This window comes from Paenibacillus tundrae, from assembly GCF_030812775.1.
In the GTDB taxonomy this organism is placed as follows: Bacteria; Bacillota; Bacilli; order Paenibacillales; family Paenibacillaceae; genus Paenibacillus; species Paenibacillus tundrae_A.
Genome location: NZ_JAUSTI010000031.1, coordinates 1 through 20,596 on the forward strand (window position 1 = coordinate 1; position 20,596 = coordinate 20,596).

Annotated in this window: 15 protein-coding genes; 10 read left to right on the top strand and 5 right to left on the bottom strand. The window is 48.0% G+C overall.

Going from position 1 to position 20,596, the window contains the following annotated elements:
• Nucleotides 1–115: 115 nt before the first annotated feature.
• Entirely contained in the window at nucleotides 116–1,291 is a 1,176-nt protein-coding gene (locus tag J2T19_RS27695) for a Leu/Phe/Val dehydrogenase (protein ID WP_307221635.1), read from the bottom strand.
• A gap of 323 nt (nucleotides 1,292–1,614) precedes the next feature.
• Nucleotides 1,615–1,755, bottom strand: a complete 141-nt coding sequence (locus J2T19_RS27700) for a hypothetical protein (protein WP_307221636.1) — start codon at nucleotides 1,753–1,755, stop codon at nucleotides 1,615–1,617.
• Between the two features lie 23 nt (nucleotides 1,756–1,778).
• On the opposite strand from J2T19_RS27700, the gene J2T19_RS27705 reads away from it, so the two are divergent.
• Both J2T19_RS27705 and J2T19_RS27710 read left to right on the top strand, forming a co-directional pair.
• A complete protein-coding gene (locus J2T19_RS27705) occupies nucleotides 1,779–2,294 on the top strand; it encodes a DUF2179 domain-containing protein (RefSeq protein ID WP_307221637.1) in 516 nt (171 codons plus the stop codon).
• 304 nt (nucleotides 2,295–2,598) lie between these two features.
• A complete protein-coding gene (locus J2T19_RS27710) occupies nucleotides 2,599–4,026 on the top strand; it encodes a pectate lyase family protein (protein ID WP_307221638.1) in 1,428 nt (475 codons plus the stop codon).
• Between the two features lie 99 nt (nucleotides 4,027–4,125).
• On the opposite strand, the gene J2T19_RS27715 is transcribed toward J2T19_RS27710, so the two are convergent.
• From J2T19_RS27715 to J2T19_RS27725, 3 genes are all read right to left on the bottom strand, one after another.
• Entirely contained in the window at nucleotides 4,126–5,148 is a 1,023-nt protein-coding gene (locus tag J2T19_RS27715) for a substrate-binding domain-containing protein (protein ID WP_307221639.1), read from the bottom strand.
• Nucleotides 5,149–5,389: 241 nt separating this feature from the next.
• Nucleotides 5,390–6,574 carry a glycoside hydrolase family 130 protein gene (locus J2T19_RS27720; protein WP_307221640.1) on the bottom strand — a complete coding sequence of 395 codons (1,185 nt, stop codon included), beginning with the start codon at nucleotides 6,572–6,574 and terminating at the stop codon, nucleotides 5,390–5,392.
• A 2-nt stretch (nucleotides 6,575–6,576) separates the two neighbouring features.
• Nucleotides 6,577–7,749 (bottom strand): AGE family epimerase/isomerase, encoded by a 1,173-nt coding sequence (locus J2T19_RS27725; protein ID WP_307221671.1) that lies wholly within the window; start codon nucleotides 7,747–7,749, stop codon nucleotides 6,577–6,579.
• Between the two features lie 241 nt (nucleotides 7,750–7,990).
• Here J2T19_RS27725 and J2T19_RS27730 point away from each other — a divergent pair, with 241 nt between their 5' ends.
• From J2T19_RS27730 to nikA, 8 genes are all read left to right on the top strand, one after another.
• Complete coding sequence (locus J2T19_RS27730) at nucleotides 7,991–9,304, top strand: ABC transporter substrate-binding protein (RefSeq protein WP_307221642.1); 1,314 nt, start codon at nucleotides 7,991–7,993, stop codon at nucleotides 9,302–9,304.
• A gap of 377 nt (nucleotides 9,305–9,681) precedes the next feature.
• The gene (locus tag J2T19_RS27735) at nucleotides 9,682–10,569 is read left to right on the top strand and encodes a carbohydrate ABC transporter permease (RefSeq protein WP_056703492.1); all 888 of its coding nucleotides are present in this window, start codon (nucleotides 9,682–9,684) and stop codon (nucleotides 10,567–10,569) included.
• Nucleotides 10,570–10,571: 2 nt separating this feature from the next.
• Entirely contained in the window at nucleotides 10,572–11,405 is an 834-nt protein-coding gene (locus tag J2T19_RS27740; protein WP_307221644.1) for a carbohydrate ABC transporter permease, read from the top strand.
• 47 nt (nucleotides 11,406–11,452) lie between these two features.
• Nucleotides 11,453–12,490: a glycoside hydrolase family 130 protein gene (locus J2T19_RS27745; RefSeq protein WP_307221645.1), complete on the top strand. Its 1,038-nt coding sequence runs from the start codon at nucleotides 11,453–11,455 to the stop codon at nucleotides 12,488–12,490.
• Nucleotides 12,491–12,524: 34 nt separating this feature from the next.
• Complete coding sequence (locus J2T19_RS27750) at nucleotides 12,525–13,466, top strand: glycoside hydrolase family 113 (protein WP_307221646.1); 942 nt, start codon at nucleotides 12,525–12,527, stop codon at nucleotides 13,464–13,466.
• 183 nt (nucleotides 13,467–13,649) lie between these two features.
• Nucleotides 13,650–14,630: an acetylxylan esterase gene (locus tag J2T19_RS27755; protein WP_307221648.1), complete on the top strand. Its 981-nt coding sequence runs from the start codon at nucleotides 13,650–13,652 to the stop codon at nucleotides 14,628–14,630.
• 155 nt (nucleotides 14,631–14,785) lie between these two features.
• Complete coding sequence (locus J2T19_RS27760; RefSeq protein WP_307221650.1) at nucleotides 14,786–18,730, top strand: glycosyl hydrolase; 3,945 nt, start codon at nucleotides 14,786–14,788, stop codon at nucleotides 18,728–18,730.
• A 205-nt stretch (nucleotides 18,731–18,935) separates the two neighbouring features.
• The gene (gene nikA / locus J2T19_RS27765) at nucleotides 18,936–20,573 is read left to right on the top strand and encodes a nickel ABC transporter substrate-binding protein (protein ID WP_307221651.1); all 1,638 of its coding nucleotides are present in this window, start codon (nucleotides 18,936–18,938) and stop codon (nucleotides 20,571–20,573) included.
• Nucleotides 20,574–20,596: the final 23 nt, after the last annotated feature.

The window sequence follows — 20,596 nt, forward strand, 5'->3', positions numbered from 1 at the left end:
CAAGCGAAACTCAAACAGCGCGCACCGATTGAATATCGATGCGCGCTGGCAGCATAGCTTTTTTCATCTGTCTACTTGACAGGGGTATGACCAGTGTGCTGGTGTTTCACTTAGATTATGAACGGGGAGTATTGCCGCTCAGTCTGGCTTCAGCCAGTTGATCTGCTGCATCAACAGTGGATATACCACTTGTTGCTGCGGCGCGGTAGACCGCGGAGAGCGTATCCGCAATACCCGCCACCTTCTGGCGGATCGTATCTGGCTGTGCACCTTCCAGCTCGTAAGCAGTGCTGATGATGCCTCCGGCATTCAGCACATAGTCAGGCGCGTACAGGATGCCGCGCGCCTGCATCTGGCCAATAACCAGTTGCCGCTGGCTAAGCTGGTTATTGGCCGCCCCGGCAACGATGGAGCAGCGCAGCTCCTCCACCGATGCCGGGGTTAACACGCCCCCTAGGGCACAGGGGGCGAACACCTTGCAGTCAGCGGCGTGAATATGGGCCGGATCGGCCGAGGTGGCGCCGCTGAACTGCACAAGGGCACGTTGTACACGTTCCGGTACAACGTCTGCCACAATGAGCCGTGCCCCGGCTGCATGCAGGTGACGGCACAGGGCATACCCGACCTTGCCCAGTCCCTGGACAGCAATGGGAATGCCCTGCAATGTGGCGATGCCCTGATGGCGGAGCGAGGTCACGATGCCGGTGTACACGCCGTAAGCGGTCATCTCAGCGGTGAAGTCATCCTGTGCGCCCAGTGATCCGGTCATATCGGTCACATAGGCAGTCTCCAATCGGATCTGATCCATGTCAGTGGACGTGGTGCCTAGATCAAGACCGGTAATATAGCGACCGTTCAGTCGTTCAAGAAAACGTCCAAGGGCTCGGAAGATGTGGGCTCGCCCTGTGTTGGTGCTGGGAACGGTGAATTGATGGGGACTAGAATCGGAATCCACGACGTTCTTAAAGGGGAACGAAGAACTGGCTTGGGATTTAGGCTGTGTAGGAGAAGTGCTCACCTTCCACGCTGTAGGGATATTCCAGACAACGGCTTTTCCGCCGCCATAGGGCAGACCGGATACGGCTGATTTATAAGTCATTCCTTTGGCAAGCTGGATGGCGTCGCAAATGGCAGCTTCTTCTGAAGCATATGTCCAGCAGCGACATCCTCCCAGTGCTGGCCCGAGTGCCGTGCTATGAATCGCGATCACCGCTTTTAGCCCGCTACCTGGGTCGTGACAAAATAGGAGTTCTTCCATGCCTTCCTGCTCCATCTCCTGCCATAGCTGCATGGATGCTCACCCCTTTGATTTATCGTTAATGGATATGGATTACCTGCATGGTGTGTCCCATTGTAATCTGCGATTACTGATGCTACAGCATATTCAACGACAGAGCCTTTCGCCCCTAGGTCTGTTGCCGGGTTGATAATCGAAGTAAACAATTTTATAATGGCAGTTCTGGAACTTGTCCAGATTGAAAGTAGACCGTTTAAAATAACCCCATAACGTCCAATGATGAAGATAAGAGTTAAATACTTGCTCGTATGAGCAACGTAGTGTCAGAAACTTAGGCTGTTAGCCACGGGTCTGATCATCAGGATGTGTCTCAAAACTTAATGAAGTGCATCTTTCACCACCTTTTCGGCCCCTGCTTGCGTCAGTTTCCCTTGACGTGCCCCGGCACGCCAGCGGAAAATTTCTTGACTTGGAACGAAAATTCGGCAAAGTCTGCGTCCTTCGGAGTTTTCAGACACGCTCTAGGAAAGAGGGATGCAAATTGTTTAAAATACTCGTTTTTATTTTTCTGATTCAAATTGTCTACGTATCGGCCTACACGCTGCGTATGATATTGACGCTTAAAGGTCAGAAATACATCGCCGCACTGATCAGTACGGGAGAAATTGTGATCTATGTACTCGGATTGAACCTGGTGCTGAGTTACCTGGATCAGACGATTGCACTCATTGTTTACGCGGTGGGATATGGGCTTGGTGTGTTACTAGGTGCGTGGATTGAGGAGAAGATTGCGCTTGGCTATGTTACCGTGAAGGTGATCTGTAATCAGATGGGCGGAGATGTAGCGAATGCACTGAGAGACAAAGGATATGGCGTTACCGCATGGGTAGGCAGTGGGCGCGATGGGGACAGGTTGGTTATGGAGATTTTGGCGAAACGCAAAAACCAAAAGCTGCTCTACCAGACGATTCTCGGGTTAGACCCCAAAGCCTTCGTTATTACGGTCGAGCCGAAACAATTCCATGGCGGCTTCTGGACACGTTCTATCAAAAGGTGAATTAAAAAATGTAAAATCGAGCAGGTCTGCAGCAGATGCAGTCCTGCTTTTTAGTTTCATTCATTTTGCATTCCCCATCAACGCTAAATCAAAGCTACCCATGTGGAATTCTCAAGTTAACTAAGTACGATTCAAGGTTGCTTCGGGTACAGTTGGCGCTACATCAAGATGTATAGTCTGAATGTGATGTAGAGATCATTGTTGTAATCGCTTTCAAAATATACAGTGAGGACATGTCCTTCATGACACAACGTGGCAGCAGGGCACGAGCCTTATCACTTATGAAATGGGAGGAATGAATGGGATGAAAACAAAATTAAGAAGCTGGTGCAGTGCAGCCTTGGCTGTAACGTTGGGGCTCACGCTAATATCTGGTCCTGCAAGTGTGCAGGCAGCAGGGAATGCAGACTACAATCTCACGGGATTCTCCCAAGGTAACATGGGCGGTGGCATCATCAGTGAGTCGAACACGTCCACGTATAAGAAGGTATACAATGCGACTGACCTTGCACTGGCGTTGAAGAAGAACTCCGGCGTCAAAGTCGTGGAGATCATGAATGACTTGAATCTAGGGTGGAACGAAATTCCGAGTGCAGCGCAGAAGTCACCTTTTGCCAAACACAATGATGCGTTGACGCATCCTGTATTGAAACAGACCGGCGTAAGTAAGCTTACGATTGACGGTTTTAACGGGCTCACTATTTTCTCTGCCAACGGCTCCAAAATCAAACATGCTGCGATCAGCGTGAAACGAAGCTCCAACGTTATTATCCGTAATCTCGAATTCGATGAGCTCTGGGAGTGGGATGAATCCACCAAAGGTGACTACGACAAGAACGACTGGGATTACATCACCCTGGAGGAGAGCAGCGGTGTATGGATTGATCACTGTACGTTTAACAAAGCCTATGACGGACTCGTTGATTCAAAAAAAGGAACCAGCGGTGTGACCATCTCCTGGTCTACCTTCAAGGGCGATGACGGCAGCGCGAACAGTTGGGTTACGCAGCAGATCAATGAGCTGGAAGCCAATAAAGCTTCCTATCCGATGTACAATTACCTGCGCAGTAGTGCAGTGGGTCTCAGTAAAGCAGACATTATCGCCATCTCTGGCCCACAGAAAAAGGGACATCTCGTTGGTTCAACGAGCCTTGAATCCGCAAACGCCAATCTGTCCATGACGCTACATCATAATCTGTACAAGGATATTCAGGATCGGATGCCGCGTCTGCGCGGAGGCAATGCACATGCTTATAACATTGTCATGGATGCCACAGCAGCGCGGGCTGCCAAAGCCAAAATTACGTCTGCAATGGCAACTGCCATTGCATCCAAAGGGTATAAATTTGATATCATCAGCAATGGTGCCATCTCGACTGAAAGCGGAGCAGTTCTCGTTGAGAAGTCGATCATCAAGGATGTGCAGTTCCCGGTTCGCAACAATCAGACCAATCCAGCAGATGCAACATATACGGGCAAAATCCGTGTAACGGATACGATATACGCGCTGGATGGAAGCTTGTTCCGCGGCAGCAGTGATACTTCTGGCAGTCCACTCGCGCCAATTCCAGCCGTAGTGAAGACCTTCTCTTGGAACGGCTTCACGACTCTCCCATACAGTTATCAGGTGGATGATCCTTCCACGCTGAGTACACGACTCACGGCCTCCAACGGCGCAGGTGCAGGCAAGCTCACCTGGTCCAAGGATAATTGGCTGAAGACTACCTATTAAGCTTCAGACTTATGGTGAGCAGCAAACAAGCTACCCCGCAGTTCTTGACGAGGTAGCTTGTTTATTCTTATGACTATGGCCGGAGGCACTTTTTATCTTTTATATCGAAGTTGGCGATTGCATCTCTAGAGTTTCAGGCGCAGCACTAACGGAATCCCGATAGATGATGTTGCCCTTCACATGCACGCGGCCGAAATTGCGGTTCGGGTTGTCGACCTTCTTCAGCATCGACTGAACAGCCGTTCGCGCCATCTGTTCTACATCCACCTCAACTGTTGTCAGCTTTGGTTCGGAGAGCAGGGCGTAGATATCGTTATCGAATCCAACAACAGAACATTGCTGAGGCACCTGAATGCCCAACGATGTCAGCTTCTGAACAAGCAGATGAGCGACCTGATCACAGTTGCAGACAAAAGCTGTAGGCAATGACTCAGGCAGATCGATCTCGATGAACGTCCCGCGTTCGTCCCGATCATTCAGGATGAGGTCAGGGTTCATCGGCATGCGATGCTCCAAGAGTGATTTGTAATACCCCAGGAAGCGATCTTGAATACTGCTGGTGGAGTATAGATTACCTACATAAGCAATGCTGCGATGTCCTTGTTGTACCAGTACATTCGTCAGTTCGTAAGCTGCATAGAAGTTATCGGTTACAACAGAGTCGATATCAGAATGCTCATCATAGAAGTCGAGGAACATTTTGGGGACATCCATTGAGCGCACAAGTTCAATGTACTCTTTGCTGATCTGACCGAGCACGATGAAGCCATCGACCTTATTGTCACTGTACAGCTTAGGCAACGTTAACCCTTCTTCATCCTCTTCATTGAGAATGTGCAGAATGCCGTAGTAGCCCTGATCCTCTAAGTGCCTTGTGATGCGTTGGAACACGCGTACATAGAACGATTGCGTAGGTCCGGTAAACCGTTCGGGGATAATAACCCCGATATTATGAGTTAGGCCTTCCTTCATGGAGCGGGCAGTGGCATTATACCGATAGCCCATCTCTACAGCAAGCACCTTAATTTTTTCTTTTAATTCGTCACTGACACCATCTTTATCATTCAACGCTTTCGAGACGGTCACACTGCTGACCCCGAGCCTGTCGGCGATATCCCGCATGGTGATATTGTTCTTCAGCTTTGGTCGCCTCCTTCAAGCTGGTCTTAGTACAATGTGATGTCATTATGAGGTTTTGCTTTTATAACATAATAACAATCCATACTAGTATACCCTGTTACTTCCTTCGAATAAAGCAATTCCGGCTGTTATTTTACGATTTTCAGCGTAAATTGCGTTTCCATGAACACGGTTGCACCCACATGAAGTTTATTGCTCCTGTAGAAGTGCTGTAATCTGAAGCTTACTTCCGAACAACCTGTAGAAGCTTCTCATTCTGTTCGATCAGATCAGCACGTTGGATAGCACAGTCCAGAGAACGATATGGATCAGCAGGTGTGTTGAAGGTGTAATCGACCAATTGTTCCAGCGTTGTTGTTGCCACATGACAGCGGGTATCGCTGGACGCGTAATAGATGAAGACTTCGTTCTTCTCATTAACGACAGCACCATTGCAGAAAATGACATTGGATACATCGCCGACACGCTCGTCGTCATAAGGTGCGATGAAATGTCCGCCTGGCTTAGCGATAATTTTAGCTGGATCAGCTAGATCTGTGGCAAAAGTGTACAGCACATAACGTAAGCCAGCTGCCGTATTACGCACACCATGTGCAATATGAATCCAGCCACGATCCGTTTTGATGGGGGCAGGGCCCTGTCCGTTTTTGACTTCATATACGGTATGATATTTACGCTCATCAATGATGGTCTCTTCATCGATAACGGGATTCAGGATATCATCACATAGACCGAAGGCAATGCCGCCACCGCTGCCTGTCGAGATGAATCCGTCCTGTGGACGAGTGTAGAAGGCATATTTGCCACCAACGAACTCGGGATGGAGCACGACATTTCGCTGTTGAGGGGAGTTCGTTGTAATGTTAGGCAGGCGTTCCCAGCCTACCAGATCACGAGTACGTACAAGCCCAGCTTGAGCAACCGCACTGGATGTGTCGAAGGCAGGGGCGTCCGGGTCTTTACGTTCTGAGCAATAGATTCCATAAATCCAGCCATCCTCATGCTGAACGAGTCGCATATCGTACTGATTGGTCTCGTCCTTATCGATATCTTCCCAGACTAACGGTTTACCTGTGAACCGGAACCCATCAATCCCGTTATCGCTTTCGGCAAGCGCGAAGATCGACTTGCGATCCAGCCCTTCTGTCCGAATCACCATGACGTATTTGCCATTAAAATAGATGGCTCCTGGATTCAATGTTGCATTGATACCCAGACGCTCCATGAAGTGTGGATTGGTCGTTTCATTCAGATCAAATCTCCAGTGCAAAGGCACATGATGGCGGGTGATTACGGGGTATAGGTACCGATCATATACGCCGTTATAGAAGGAAGAATCGATTTCATTCGAACGTGAAAGAAGCTGCTCCTGTTTCTCCAATAGCTCATTGTATTTCGGGTGTATCATGCTTATCCCATCCTCTCAATTAGTTCAATGCAAAATCGGCTGTTGTGATAAGGGCATTTCCAAGGTCCGGCAACCTCGTGCTGATCGGGTGTACCGTTTCCGTCAACCGACCAGTGCCATTCCCCACCTGCGCGATGGTCAACGATGTGTTCTTTGGTGTAGGCCCACAGCCGTTCGACTCTTTCTAGAAACTGTGGATCCCCCGTGCGCTGATATGCGTTATAGAAACCAACCATGGCTTCGGCCTGAACCCACCAGATTCGCGTCTCATCGACATGCTTGCCCTCTTGTTCATTCATCAGTGATCCATCTGCTTGCACAGCGATGTTCGAGATATTGTAGGCGATATCTGTAACCATCGCAGCATATGCGGGGTGTTGTTCGAGTCCCAGCACGGTTAGGGCGTCGTCAATCAGCCAGCTTGCTTCAATGTCGTGTCCGAATGAGCGTAGGTCAATGATGGATTCCCACTGTTTGTTGAAAAAGACCCCGAGAAACTTCGTATCCTGGTCATATACACGTTCATACAGAATAGCGAGCAGGCGCTCCAACGCTGCCTTCACTTGTGCATCCGGCCACACCCTGTAGAGGGTGGTGTAGGCTTCTAATACATGGATATGTGTATTCATCGTATAATCCGCAATGACCCCGTTTTCGCTTAACATTTCATTCGGTTGTTCGTTCCAGAATCGATCGAATTGTTCCCTGTAGGCAGGTATATCCGTGTGCAATCCCTTGGTTTCAATTAGGGCAAAAAGCGTTTTCGAAAGCTCCAGTGCTGAATCATCTCCGGTAGCTCGGTAGTACTCACTCAATGCGTATACACCGAACGATTGCGTATAGACATGTTTGCTTGTGTCCAGTGGGTTTCCTACAGCGTCAACCATCCAATACATTCCGCCATACTCCGGATCTATCACATGGTCTGCGAGAAAACGATAAGCATGTTCTGCATGATCAAGCCAAATGTCTTGCCCGGTTACGCGGTAGGCTGCTGCAAAAGACCAGAGCTGCCGTGCTGTAGCAATCCCGCCCTTCGGCGCCTGACGATCGACTTGCAGGTCGTTACCCACCCAACCGTAGAACCCACCGTTCGTTGTATCTTTCAGATTAGACCAGAAAGGTAGAATCTTCTTCTCCCAATGCTCCGATATTTCGGATTGAAGCTGAATCATGTTTACAGTCATTTAAAGCGCTCCTTCGGTAACATACATAATATTAAAATAAATGAATTAGGTTATCGGTAACTTTATACGTTAATATTAGTGCGCTGAATTTTGCTTGTCAACGGATGGGGAATTAAATTTTCTATAAAAGATATGAGATAAATTAATTGACAGGTAAGCGTTACCATAATAGAATCTAACTTGTAACCTTAACGATAACTTAACAGATTCATGAAAGGGGTCGAAACAATTGAGAAAAAACAAAGGCTGGATGATGCTGCTGACAATGCTGCTCATTACTTCGCTACTTGCTGCATGTTCATCGGGAGGTGGATCTCCACAAGCGGGAGAGGAGATTAGTACAGATCCGGCGGATATCAAAGGCGAAATCACCGTGCTGACGCAACGTACAGATATTGTTGATACCGTATTCAAAGATTATGCAGCTGAATTCAATAAGGAGTATCCGGATGTGAAAGTAAACTTCCAGGCTCTGGCGGACTATGAGGGACAAGTGAAGATTCGGATGAGCACCAAGGATTACGGTGACGTACTGATGATTCCGACGAGTGTTCCTATCGCTGATATCCCGGACTTTTTTGAACCACTCGGTACTTACGATGAATTGAAAGATAAATACACCGCCATTGAAGAGCGTATGGTGGATGGTCAAGTGTACGGTATTCCTACAGTCATCACATTCTCCGGCATTATCTATAACAAACAAGTTTTCAAGGATGCGGGAATCGCTGAAGTACCTAAAACGCCTGAGCAATTCCAAGCAGCGTTGCAACTAGTGAAAGACAACACGGATGCAGTTCCACTCTATACGAACTATGCTTCTGGCTGGGCACTGACACAATGGGAAGCTGATCTGCCAACCGTTGCAGGTAGCATTGATTACGTTAACGTGGATCAACCGAATACAGATGATAACTTTGTTCCAGGACAGCCGCATTATGAATTGTATAAAGTCCTTTATGATGCAGCGAAGAGTGGCCTGATCGAGAAAGACCCAACCACGACAGACTGGGAAAGCTCCAAGGCTGATCTAGCAAGTGGCAAAATCGCAACGATGGCACTTGGTTCTTGGGCGATTACACAGATTCAAGGGTTGACGGATACACCGGATAACATCGGATTCTTGCCTTTCCCTACGAATGCTAGTGATGTCATTGTTCCGTTGTCAGCGGATTACAACATCGGTATGAACGTGAACAGCGAGAACAAACCTGCTGCCAAAGCATGGATTGACTGGTTCCTTGAGAAGTCCAATTATGCAGTTGAACAAGGTGGAGGTATGAGTGCAGACAAGAGCGCTGAACTGCCACCAATCTTGGATCAATACAAAGATGTACAGTTCTCTACGCTGACTCCTGCCAAAGAAGGTCAAGAGGGATTGGTAGACAAAATCGACAACGAGGGTGAAATCGGTCTCTGGCAGCCTGACTTCAAAAAACGCATTATTGAAGCAGCCATCGGTAACCGTAGCGAATCGTATGACGACATCATGAAAGACCTCAATGATAAGTGGGTAAAAGCACGTGCAGAAGTCGCGCAATAAAGTCTGCTTTTGATTACGAAGGATGCCTTGCGGCATCTCAGCGTCGAATATGGGATTCAGCCGAAATAAGTGGGATGCTTACGAAGTTTGTTTCCTTCGGAAACAATGTAGTTGCTCACGTAGCTTAATCTACGCTCCGCTACTCCATTTCTATCTTCATCCCATCTTCTCGGTACTGAAAACCGACCTTTTTGAACTCGTACTTAAACCAAGGCAAGTGTATTGGACAGCAGATGTACTGTGGGGAGTATACGGTTAAGAATTGGCACCGAGAAACTTGAAGGTTGTTTTTCTATAAACCGCTCCCCGCAGTTATTCCGCATGTTATAGAGAGTTTTTGATACAAAGCGGTAGAACCGCTTGGAGGTGTGGAGAGCATGAAATACTTGAAGTTATCCAACTGGGGCTACTCAGCGCAACGCATATTTATTATATGTGCCTTCTCGATCATTCCGCTGGCACTGTTGTTCACGTTTGCCTATTTGCCTGTTATCAACATGTTCAAGTACAGCTTTACGGACTGGAATGGATACAGTAAACGATTCGACTATGTCGGTTTCGAGAACTATACCCGCATTTTCAAAGACCCCGAGTACTTTAAAGTATTTATTGTTAGCCTGTACTATTTCGTAGCCACGTTTGTACAGATGGGTCTGGCGCTTTATTTTGCAACGATACTAAGTTTCAAAGTCCGTGGTAAAAACTTCTTCAAAGGTATTTTATTCTTCCCTTACTTATTAAATGGTGTTGCGATCGGATTCATCTTTCTGTTCTTCTTCAAACCGGACGGTACACTCGATACCATAATGCAAGCCGTTGGACTTGGACAATACACCCAGCTATGGCTCGGTAATCCGAACATCATTAACGTATCTCTCGCAGGTGCATCCGTATGGAGATACATGGGGTTTAACTTTATTATTTTCCTGGGTGCCATCTCCTCCATCCCAAAAGATGTATACGAAGCATCGGATATTGACGGTGCCAACCGTTGGCAACAGTTCCGCCATATTATCCTGCCGAGTATTACTCGCATCCTGCAGCTCAATCTGATTTTGGCGATTAGCGGCGCAATCAGTGCGTTCGATATTCCATATATTATGACTGATGGTTCCAACGGCAGTATGACCTTTGTTATCCAGACGGTTCATCTGGCCTTTAAGTACGGCAAACTGGGACTCGCATCAGCTATGGCCGTTGTGCTGCTTCTGATCGTTATTCTCGTTACGCTCGTTCAGCGTGTCACCATGAAAGGAGATGAATAAACGTGCACCAAGTCAAATACACACTTGCAAGCTTCGTTAAGTATGCTTCGCTAATTCTCGCAGCGTTTATTGCGCTTCTGCCCATCGTGGTGATCCTGTTCGCATCCCTCAAGACCAATGCTGAATATGCGGCTACCAGCCCGCTTACACCGCCAGCCGACTGGCTGAACTTTGCCAACTATTCCAGAGCGTTTGTGGACGGCAATATGCTCGTTGGTTTCAAAAATACAATTATTATCCTTCTCATCTCGATCGTGGGTGCAACCTTAACCGGCTCCATGATTGCGTATGTACTGGATCGATTCAAATTTAAGGGCAAAAAAATTATGGTTGCTGCATTCCTGCTGGCTACCCTGATTCCAAGCGTAACGACACAAGTCGCCACGTTCCAGATCATTAACGCTCTCGACCTGTTCAATACACGCTGGGCAGCCATCGTGATGTATCTGGGTACAGATATCATCGCCGTATACATCTTCCTGCAATTCCTGGGCTCCATCTCCAGTGCGCTGGATGAATCCGCGATGCTGGACGGCGCTTCGTATTTCACCATTTATTGGAAAATTATTCTACCGCTTCTGAAACCGGCGATTGTCACGGTTATCATCGTCAAAGGCGTGAACATTTACAATGACTTCTATACACCGTTTCTGTATATGCCGAAGGATAGTTTGCAAGTTATATCCACCGCCTTGTTCAAGTTCAAGGGGCCATTCGGATCACAGTGGGAAGTCATTAGTGCAGGGATTATGATCGCCATTATCCCAACGATGATCATCTTCCTTCTGCTCCAGAAATACATCTACAATGGCTTCGCTCAAGGCTCTGTGAAATAAAAATCGTGAATGAATGCTGAAATAGAATCTGAAGGGAGAAATGAGAAATGACAGTTGCTGAAACGAAAAAGGTACACATTGTTGGGGACGCTTTGCCAAACATGCCGTGGGAAGATAAACCGGAGGGTCTGGATGCACCGGTGTGGAGACACTCGGCGAATCCGGTTATACCGCGGAATCCGGTGAAGGGTGTTGCCCGTATTTTCAACAGTGCTGTGGTTCCATATGAAGGGAAGTTCATTGGTGTGTTCCGCGCAGAAACGATTAATGGTCGTCCGCATCTACACATGGGTTCCAGTGAAGACGGGTTGTCATGGACGATTGAAGAGGAACGCATTGCTTTTGTCGATGAGGACGGTAATCCATTCATGCCGAACTATTCATATGATCCACGTCTGGTGAAGGTAGAGGATACGTATTACATTATCTGGTGTACAGATTTCTACGGTGCCGCTCTGGGACTCGCGAAGACAGATGATTTCAAAACGTTTGTACGTCTGGAAAATCCGATGCTGCCGTTCAACCGCAATGGTGTGTTGTTCCCGCGCAAAATCAATGACAACTATGTGATGCTGTCCAGACCAAGTGATAGTGGGCATACACCGTTCGGAGATATTTTCCTCAGCGAAAGTCCGGATCTCGTATATTGGGGTAAACATCGTCACGTCATGAGCAAAGGCGGCCAAGGTTGGTGGCAATCCGTCAAGATCGGCGGCGGGCCTGCACCGATTGAGACGTCTGAGGGCTGGCTGATGTTCTACCATGGTGTAACGGGAACTTGCAATGGTTTTGTATATAGCATGGGTGCAGTGATTCTGGATCTGGATGAGCCGTCCAAAGTGAAATATCGTTCATCTAACTTCGTGTTAACGCCAGAGCAATGGTATGAGGAGCAAGGTTTTGTTGATAACGTTGTCTTCCCGTGCGCAACATTGCATGATGCCGAGACTGGACGCATCGCGATCTATTATGGCGCAGCCGATACCTATGTTGGCGTAGCTTACACAATTGTCGATGAGATTGTGAATTATGTGATGGAGACGGATGAAGTTATCGCTGGAGATCGTGAGGAAGGCAAGCTGTAATTGACATGAAAGGGGCTTTACCTTAGCAATGCATATGGATTACATCAAGGGATTTACATTTGGTTGGATGAGTGGCAAGGGAGCCTTCCGTAAGCCGGAAGCGAAAGAATCTTTGCGTCTACTGGCTGAGCGAACAGGCAGTTCACATGTTATTTTTGCACTGGCGGCACATCAGGATCATCCACAAGCTGTGGAGGTGAAGTATCGAGGCGAGCATCTGGTCGAGGATGACGAATTAGTCGATATGATTCGATATGCCCGTACCCTTGGATTGCGGGTCATTCTGAAGCCAACGGTGAACTGTACAGACGGTACATGGCGTGCACATATTAATTTTTTTGATATCGATGTGCCTTGTGAGCCGAAATGGAAGGATTGGTTCCGTAGTTACACTGCATTTCAGCAGCACTATGCGGCCATTGCGGAGCAGGAGAAGTGCGAGATGTTCATCGTTGGCTGTGAGATGGTACAGTCTGAGCGCCGAGATCAGGAGTGGCGAGATGTCATTGCCGCTGTGCGCGAGGTGTATACAGGCTTAGTGTCGTACAATACGGACAAATATCAGGAAGGTCATGTGAAATGGTGGGATGCCGTGGACGTGATCTCCTCCAGTGGTTACTATCCCATCGGGGATTGGGAGGCACAGCTCGATCGTATCGAACGGGAAATTGCTCCTTATGGCAAACCCTTCTTCTTCGCGGAAGCTGGATGCCCCAGCCGCAGTGGCTCGGCACAGGTGCCGAACGATTGGGGACTTGAAGGTGAAGTAAGCAGCGAAGAGCAATCACGTTTCTATGAAGCCATGTTCCGGCATGTGAGCCAGCGTCAGTGGATACGTGGATTCGGACTGTGGGATTGGAGCGCACATTTATATGCAGAGAAGGACGCCATAACGGATGATGGCTATGGCGTGTATGGCAAGCCAGCAGAGCGGGTAATCCAGCAATTTTATCAAGGCATTCCCGCACAGGTGTGAGCATGTGAATTGGAAATTCTCCAATGTGCTGAATGATCATTAAGAATCACTGAATGAAAGTATAGGGTTAGAGCGCAAGTCGAAGGCGTATGTGAAGATGAATCTCAGCGATATCCTCATATGCGTCTTTTTTTTACGCTAATAGATGTATTTCAAGAAGTTTGCTTATGAACTTGTACTTATATGAATGGAGAGGGACAGATGGGTGAGACAACGTTAGAACAATTGAAAAAATACAATGGGAGTAGTCCGAAACCGGATGATTTCGATGCTTATTGGAGCCGTGCCCTCGCAGAGTTAGACGCGCAATCGCTCGAATATGAACTGGTGCCCGCGGACATTACATCACCGCTTGCAGAGTGCTTCAACCTGTATTTCACAGGTGTAGGTGGTGCACGCATACATGGTAAGCTGGTTCGTCCTATGGCTGCATCCGCTGATGCCAAAGGGCAAGCCATGGCTATGTTTCACGGATATTCCAGTGATAGCGGCGACTGGTTCGACAAGATTGCTTATGCTGCCCATGGCATCACGGTACTCGCTTTGGACTGCCGTGGACAGGGCGGGCTATCCGAGGACAACCTGCAAGTGAAAGGTACAACCATTCGTGGACACATTATCCGGGGCATCGATGATCCTAATCCGGATAAGCTGTATTTTCGTAATGTTTTCCTCGATACCGTGCAGACGGTACGCATTCTGATGTCCATGGAACACGTTGATGAAGAACGTGTAGGGGTATATGGCTGTTCTCAAGGTGGGGCATTAGCCACAGCTTGTGCATCCCTTGAACCGCGCGTGAAGCTGGCGGTGCCGGTGTATCCTTTTTTATCGGATTATCGACATGCCTGGGAGCTAGGTGCCACAAGTTCAGCTTATGAAGAGCTGGTGTATTATTTCAGGTTATTTGACCCAAATCATGAGCGGGAGGACGCTATCTTCTCCAGACTCGGGTATATCGACATCTCTAATCTGGCAGATCGAATTCAGGCTAAGGTGCTGTTCGTAACTGGGCTTGCGGACACGATCTGTCCACCGTCCACTCAGTTTGCCGTGTATAACCGGATTCAGTCATCCAAGGAGCTGCTTGTGTATCACGAGTATGGTCATGAGTATATTCCGCGTTTATCTGATCGAACGTTACAGGCGTTCCTGGATCTGTAGGTGATTGCTCTGTTGTCTGGAGAATAGATGGGATCTACGTTCTAAAAGGTATTGCTCGATTTCCGATGTGTCTCTCCAGACCAGCAGAACAGAGGAGTTTTTCATAATAAGATCAGCAGTATTCGACCCGTCACAACCTAGGAGGGGATAGAGCGATGAAGAAGACACTGGTTGTTATGCGTTCAGCGCTTAGTGTAGTATTACTTGGATCAACAGCATTACCTGCATTTGCAGATGCGAACGTAGAGGGTGAGGCAGTTGGTGGTAATCGTATCAATACAGTGCAATCTGCTGTGGATTGGTCGGGACACTGGGCTGAGCCACTAATCAACAAATGGTTAACCGCAGGGTGGGTCAGTGGATACCCGGATGGTTCATTTCGACCGGATCAGCATGTTAGCAGAAGTGAATTTGTAAACGCTATCAATACTATATTTGGATATTACGTCTTGGATCAAGAAGAGTCCTTTGCGGATGTGCAAGCAGGTAACTGGTATGCTTCCGCTCTGTCTATCGCCCGTGAAGCAGGATATTATCAGGGGTACCCTAATAATATAGCCAAGCCAGATCAGGATATCACTCGTGAGGATGCAGCAGTGCTTCTTGTTCGTGCCTTTGGACTGGAAAAAGCAGCAGAAGGAATGGGCTCATCCATGCCTTACCTGGATGAGTTGGATACCCGCGGCTATGCCCGTGAATCGGTTCGTGTCTTATCCGGTGTTATTGAAGGATATCCAGATGGATCATTTAAACCGGAAGGTGCGCTGACCCGAGCTGAAATGCTGTCCTGGTTGGATGAGTTGGCACCCGTGATTAATTCGATGGATACATCGGCAGGTCGAGTGATCCAAGGTAATGTGGTTATCAACCAAAATGGAATCAAACTGAGTGATGTTGTCATTAACGGCAATCTATATATTGCTCCGGGCGTTCGTGAAGGAGAGGTTGATCTATCTAAGATTATGGTCAAGGGTGCCACATACATTCAGGGTGGAGGTACGCACTCTGTAACTGTTACGGATTCCGTTTTGGACAATGTTTTTGTTGATCGTCGTGAGGGTGAGGTGCGACTTGAGCTGACGGGTACCACGACAACAGGACAACTTCATGTGGAGCGTCCAGCTACCGTTGCGTTAGGTTCGGGAACGGTAGTACGCTCCGCTAAACTATCTGCACGTACTACATTACAACTGGACAGTGGCTCCAGTGTGGGAGAGTTGCATATGACGAAGGAAGCGAAGGGTACCTCTGTAACGGGGACAGGCAAGGTGAGTAAGGTGGATATCCAGGCTGACGGCGTGCTCCTGAATGGGAAGGCCGTAACACAAGATACATGGCTGGCACAGGCCGGTTCGGATACAGGGACAGCTTCAGGAAGCGTAAATAACAGTAGCAATGGCAGCAGTAATGGTACGGCTAATAGTGGAAACGGTAGTGGTGGGGTAAGTAACCCTAGCAATGGGGGTGGTAGTGGCGGCGGCTCGAATGGTAATACCGGGGGTAATTCAGGTGGTGGCACAACGACGCCAACCAATCCAACGAATCCTTCTAATCCAGGTTCGGGTGTCACGCCTGATCATAATCAAACGCCGATTGATACATCTGCTTTTGATCTGAGCCCAGTGAAGCTGGTGGATGAGCATGCTTCTCCAGCCACCAAATCATTGTTTGCATACTTGAACAATGTGCGCGGCGAAGCCATTTTATTCGGACAACAACATGCTACAACAGAAGGGGTAACCATTACAGCGAACGACGGTACACAATCGGATGTGTTTAACGATGTAGGTGCGTTTCCTGCAGTATTCGGTTGGGATACATTGAGTTTGGAAGGGAATGAGAAGCCAGGATCATTGGACGCCAGCCCAGAAGAGAACACAGCCAAGCTTGCGGCAGTTATGAAGAAGGCATATGAGCGAGGTGGTATTGTAACCCTCAGTGCACATATGAAAAATTTTGTGACAGGTAATGACTTCTATGATACGAACGGTTCGGTGGTATCTCACATTTTACCTGGCGGGGATAAAAATGTTGAATATAACCTCTATCTCGATCAGATTGCGGATCTAGCTCATCAGTTATCGGATAATCAGGGCAATGACATTCCGATTATCTTCCGTCCATTCCACGAAAATAACGGGAACTGGTTCTGGTGGGGGGCTGCATTTACGTCAAAGGAACAGTATGTGCAGTTATATCGCTATACCGTGGAGTATCTAAGAGATACCAAAGGCGTGGATAACTTCCTGTACGCGTTCTCGCCAAATGGGTTCTTCAGTGGCAACGAGAACGAATACCTGAAGACATATCCGGGTGATGACTATGTGGATATCCTTGGGTTCGATATCTACGGTTCAGCAGAGGGATCAGAAGGATGGTTTGCTAAATTGGTGCAGGATGCAGCGATGATCTCAAGGATTGCTGATAGCAAAAATAAAGTGGCAACCCTCAGTGAATTCGGGTACAGCACCAAAGGCATGAAAATTTCCGGCAACCACGATAAATCCTGGTTTACGAACCTGCTCAAGGCACTAGAATCTGATCCCGATGCCAAACGGATGGCGTATATGCTGACATGGGCGAACTTTGGAACCGAGCAGGTCTTCGTGCCGTATCGCAATGCGCCGGGGGGGCTTGGTAATCACGAGCTATTAGATGACTTTGTGCAGCTGTACAATGCGCCGTATACAGCTTTCAATGACCGACTGCAAGCCGTCTATCGTCTGAATGTGTCTACTCTACCGAACGCGCCGAAGCTGAATATTGTCTCCCCGTTGAACCAGCAGCAGATCAAGGAGACTGAGGTGACGATACGAGCACGGGTGCTTGGACAACCAGCAGATCGTGTGGTCTATACCGTAGGGCAGGAGACGGAAGAACATGAGATGATATTGGCGACGCATGACAACTATTATACGGCTGCATGGCATCCGGATTCAGAGCTGGATCAACAGAGTGTGAAACTGCACGTGAGGGCATATGTGGACGATAAGATTGTGATGCAAGATGAGGTAGTCGTTAACTTTAATTTTGATGTGAGCAGATTATATACGTATACCTTCGATAGAGATACGAATGGGGTATCCAGTGGCGGGGCTTTCCAGGCGGAAATTAACTCTGTGGAGCAGACTGAATTCAATGATAGCGGCATGTTGAAGATCAACGCCAAGTTTGAGGATGGAACACATACCTGGCAGGAACTGAAGCTCACACTGGATGCCATCGCACAGAAGGTGAAGCTGGCTGATGTCAGCAAAGTGACACTAGATATGTATGTCCCGTTGAGTGCTGGTGTAGGCAGTGCACCTTCAATCTATGCAACAGCTACGTTGCCGGATGATTGGGATACGAAGTATAACATCAGTAATGCCGTGGCCTTAGGCGATCTAGAGAAGGTAACGGTGGATGGTGTAGATTACGGGAAATATACCGGTGAAATTGTGCTGGATAATCCCGAGAAGTCAGCCGCAGCTACATCCATGATGCTGTCGATTGTAGGCAGTGGTTTGCAATACACAGGCCCAATCTATGTGGATAATATTCATTTGATTCATGTGAAGCCAGAGCCTATCTTCGATAAAGACCTGGTGGATGATTTTGAGAGTTATGCAGGCAATGACACCACGCTCAGCAATGCCTACACCCCTAATGCACAGGGGGATCAGATTACAATTAAGCTAACTCAGGATCAGAAGGGTGCAGGAGAGTATGGTTTACAGTATGACTATGCGCTGAGTAGTTCCGGGTATGGCGGGGTAACTCGTGTGATGGACGGCGTGGACTGGTCGGATCGGGACGCATTGAGACTGTGGCTTGCACCAGATGGCAAAGGGCAGAAGCTGGTATTGCAGGTGAAAGCAAGCGGTGTATCGTTCGAGACTTATCCTTCACTTGCTGGCACAGAGGCTGGGTGGGTCGAGATTCCGTTCAGTGAATTCAAACCTGCGCCTTGGGATACGGCCAATGCGGGTGCTGCATTTGATGCGGTCAAGGCCAAGAACATTCAGGAATTCTCTATCTATATCAATGCCACTGATCCAAACCAGCCTATTTCGGGTACGTTGTACATGGATGATATCCGGGCGATAAGTAAGAAATAACAGCCAAATGTACAGGTTCGTTCGGGTAAAAATAACTGGGTTCAGATCAAGAAACTCTTCCTCTTGCAGGAAGGGTTTCTTTGGCGTGTTTGGGGATATGCTGAGGGATGTCGAATTATGTTGACAAAAGGGAGGCGCCTGAATATTCTTAAGGGATGAATATGATAATCATTATCATAAAATAGAGAAAAGGGGTTCTCCAACTATGTTTGTACAACATCGCAAATTTTCTACCCTCATGCTGGCAACAACGTTATTGTTGCTGCTGGTTATCGTGGGCTGCAGTAATACTGGAAGTGGCTCGGACTCCTCTTCTGCCGGTCCGGATCAAGCCGCTTCTGCAAATGAGATTACGATGTCATGGCCACGTGATATCGGTACGATGAATCCGCATACGTATAACCCTTCCCAATTGTTTGCCCAGTCCATGCTGTATGAGCCACTGATCAGTTACCAGAAGGACGGTAAACTGGCACCTGCTCTCGCAGAGTCATGGACGATCTCCGATGACGGCAAAGAGTATACATTCAAGCTTCGCCAAGGTGTGAAGTTCTCAGATGGTACGCCATTTAATGCTGAGATCGTGAAGAAGAATTTTGATGCGATTATGAAACATAAAGATACCCATAGCTGGTTAGGCATCGTAGGCGTCTTGGACAAAACAGAGGTTGTGGATGACAACACCTTCCGCATGACTCTCACTGAGCCGTACTACCCTGTTCTGCAGGACTTGGCTGTGGTTCGTCCGTTCCGCTTCCTAGGCGAAGCCGGATTCCCGGATGATGGAGATACGTCCGTAGGCATCAAAGAGCCTGTAGGTACTGGCCCGTGGATGCTGGCTGATTACAAGCAGGATGAATACGCCATCTTCAAGCGCAACCCGAATTATTGGGGAACAGCACCGAAGGTGGAGCAGATTACAGTCAAAATTATTCCTGACGGTGAAACGCGTGTACTTGCCTTTGAAAAAGGTGATCTCGACCTGATCTACGGCGAAGGTGTAATCAGTCTGGATGCGTTCCAACAGCTACGTGACAACGATGAGTATGTAACCCAATTGTCAGATCCGGTAGGAACGCGCAGTATGCTGCTGAATTCGTCCAATCCGAAACTATCTGATGTAAGAGTACGGATGGCACTACAGCAAGGTTTTAACAAGCAAGCGATGGTTGAAGGGGTCACTTCCGGTTTGGAAGAGCCAGCCGACACCGTATTGTCCAAAAACTACCCGTACACTAATGTAGATCTGGAACCGATTGCGTATGACGTGCAGAAATCCATGACATTACTGGATGAAGCCGGCTGGTTGCTGCCAGCAGGAGGTACAGTGCGTGAGAAAGATGGTCAGAAGCTCGAATTCGAGCTGATTTTTGATAAAACAGATCCGATTCAGAAAGCAATGGGAGAAACCATTCAGGCGGAATGGAGCGGGCTTGGGGTGAAAGTTAACCTTACTGGGCTGGAACTGACCGTACAGATTAAGCGTCTGAAAGCCAACGATTTCGACCTGTATTTCTGGTACAACTACGGGGCGCCGTATGATCCACATTCCTTCATTAATGTTGTGGCGAGCCCTGGATTCGGAATTTCCGAGACCCTGAGTGCACTGCCGATGAAAAAGGAACTGGACGATCAAGTGCATGCAGCACTGTCATCTACAGACGAGACGAAACGCCAGGAGCTCTATGGCTCCATCCTGAAAACACTTCAGGAGCAATCGGCGATCGTACCGATCTCTTATATTAAGAAAACTGCGGTGTATCAGAAGAAAATCTCCAACTTTATCTTCCCAGCGAACCGTGATGAGAATCCGTTTGTGGGCATCGAATTGAGCGGGAAGTAATTAGAGATGAATCAACATGTAGC

Excerpts from the sequence above, each read along its gene's own strand:
- J2T19_RS27750 (WP_307221646.1), top strand. The coding sequence starts at position 12,525 with ATGGATTACATCAAGGGATTTACATTTGGTTGGATGAGTGGCAAGGGA.
- J2T19_RS27760 (WP_307221650.1), top strand. The coding sequence starts at position 14,786 with ATGAAGAAGACACTGGTTGTTATGCGTTCAGCGCTTAGTGTAGTATTA.
- J2T19_RS27725 (WP_307221671.1), bottom strand. The coding sequence starts at position 7,749 with ATGATTCAGCTTCAATCCGAAATATCGGAGCATTGGGAGAAGAAGATT.
- nikA (WP_307221651.1), top strand. The coding sequence starts at position 18,936 with ATGTTTGTACAACATCGCAAATTTTCTACCCTCATGCTGGCAACAACG.
- J2T19_RS27745 (WP_307221645.1), top strand. The coding sequence starts at position 11,453 with ATGACAGTTGCTGAAACGAAAAAGGTACACATTGTTGGGGACGCTTTG.
- J2T19_RS27755 (WP_307221648.1), top strand. The coding sequence starts at position 13,650 with ATGAATGGAGAGGGACAGATGGGTGAGACAACGTTAGAACAATTGAAA.
- J2T19_RS27695 (WP_307221635.1), bottom strand. The coding sequence starts at position 1,291 with ATGCAGCTATGGCAGGAGATGGAGCAGGAAGGCATGGAAGAACTCCTA.
- J2T19_RS27720 (WP_307221640.1), bottom strand. The coding sequence starts at position 6,574 with ATGATACACCCGAAATACAATGAGCTATTGGAGAAACAGGAGCAGCTT.
- J2T19_RS27735 (WP_056703492.1), top strand. The coding sequence starts at position 9,682 with ATGAAATACTTGAAGTTATCCAACTGGGGCTACTCAGCGCAACGCATA.
- J2T19_RS27710 (WP_307221638.1), top strand. The coding sequence starts at position 2,599 with ATGAAAACAAAATTAAGAAGCTGGTGCAGTGCAGCCTTGGCTGTAACG.
- J2T19_RS27715 (WP_307221639.1), bottom strand. The coding sequence starts at position 5,148 with ATGCGGGATATCGCCGACAGGCTCGGGGTCAGCAGTGTGACCGTCTCG.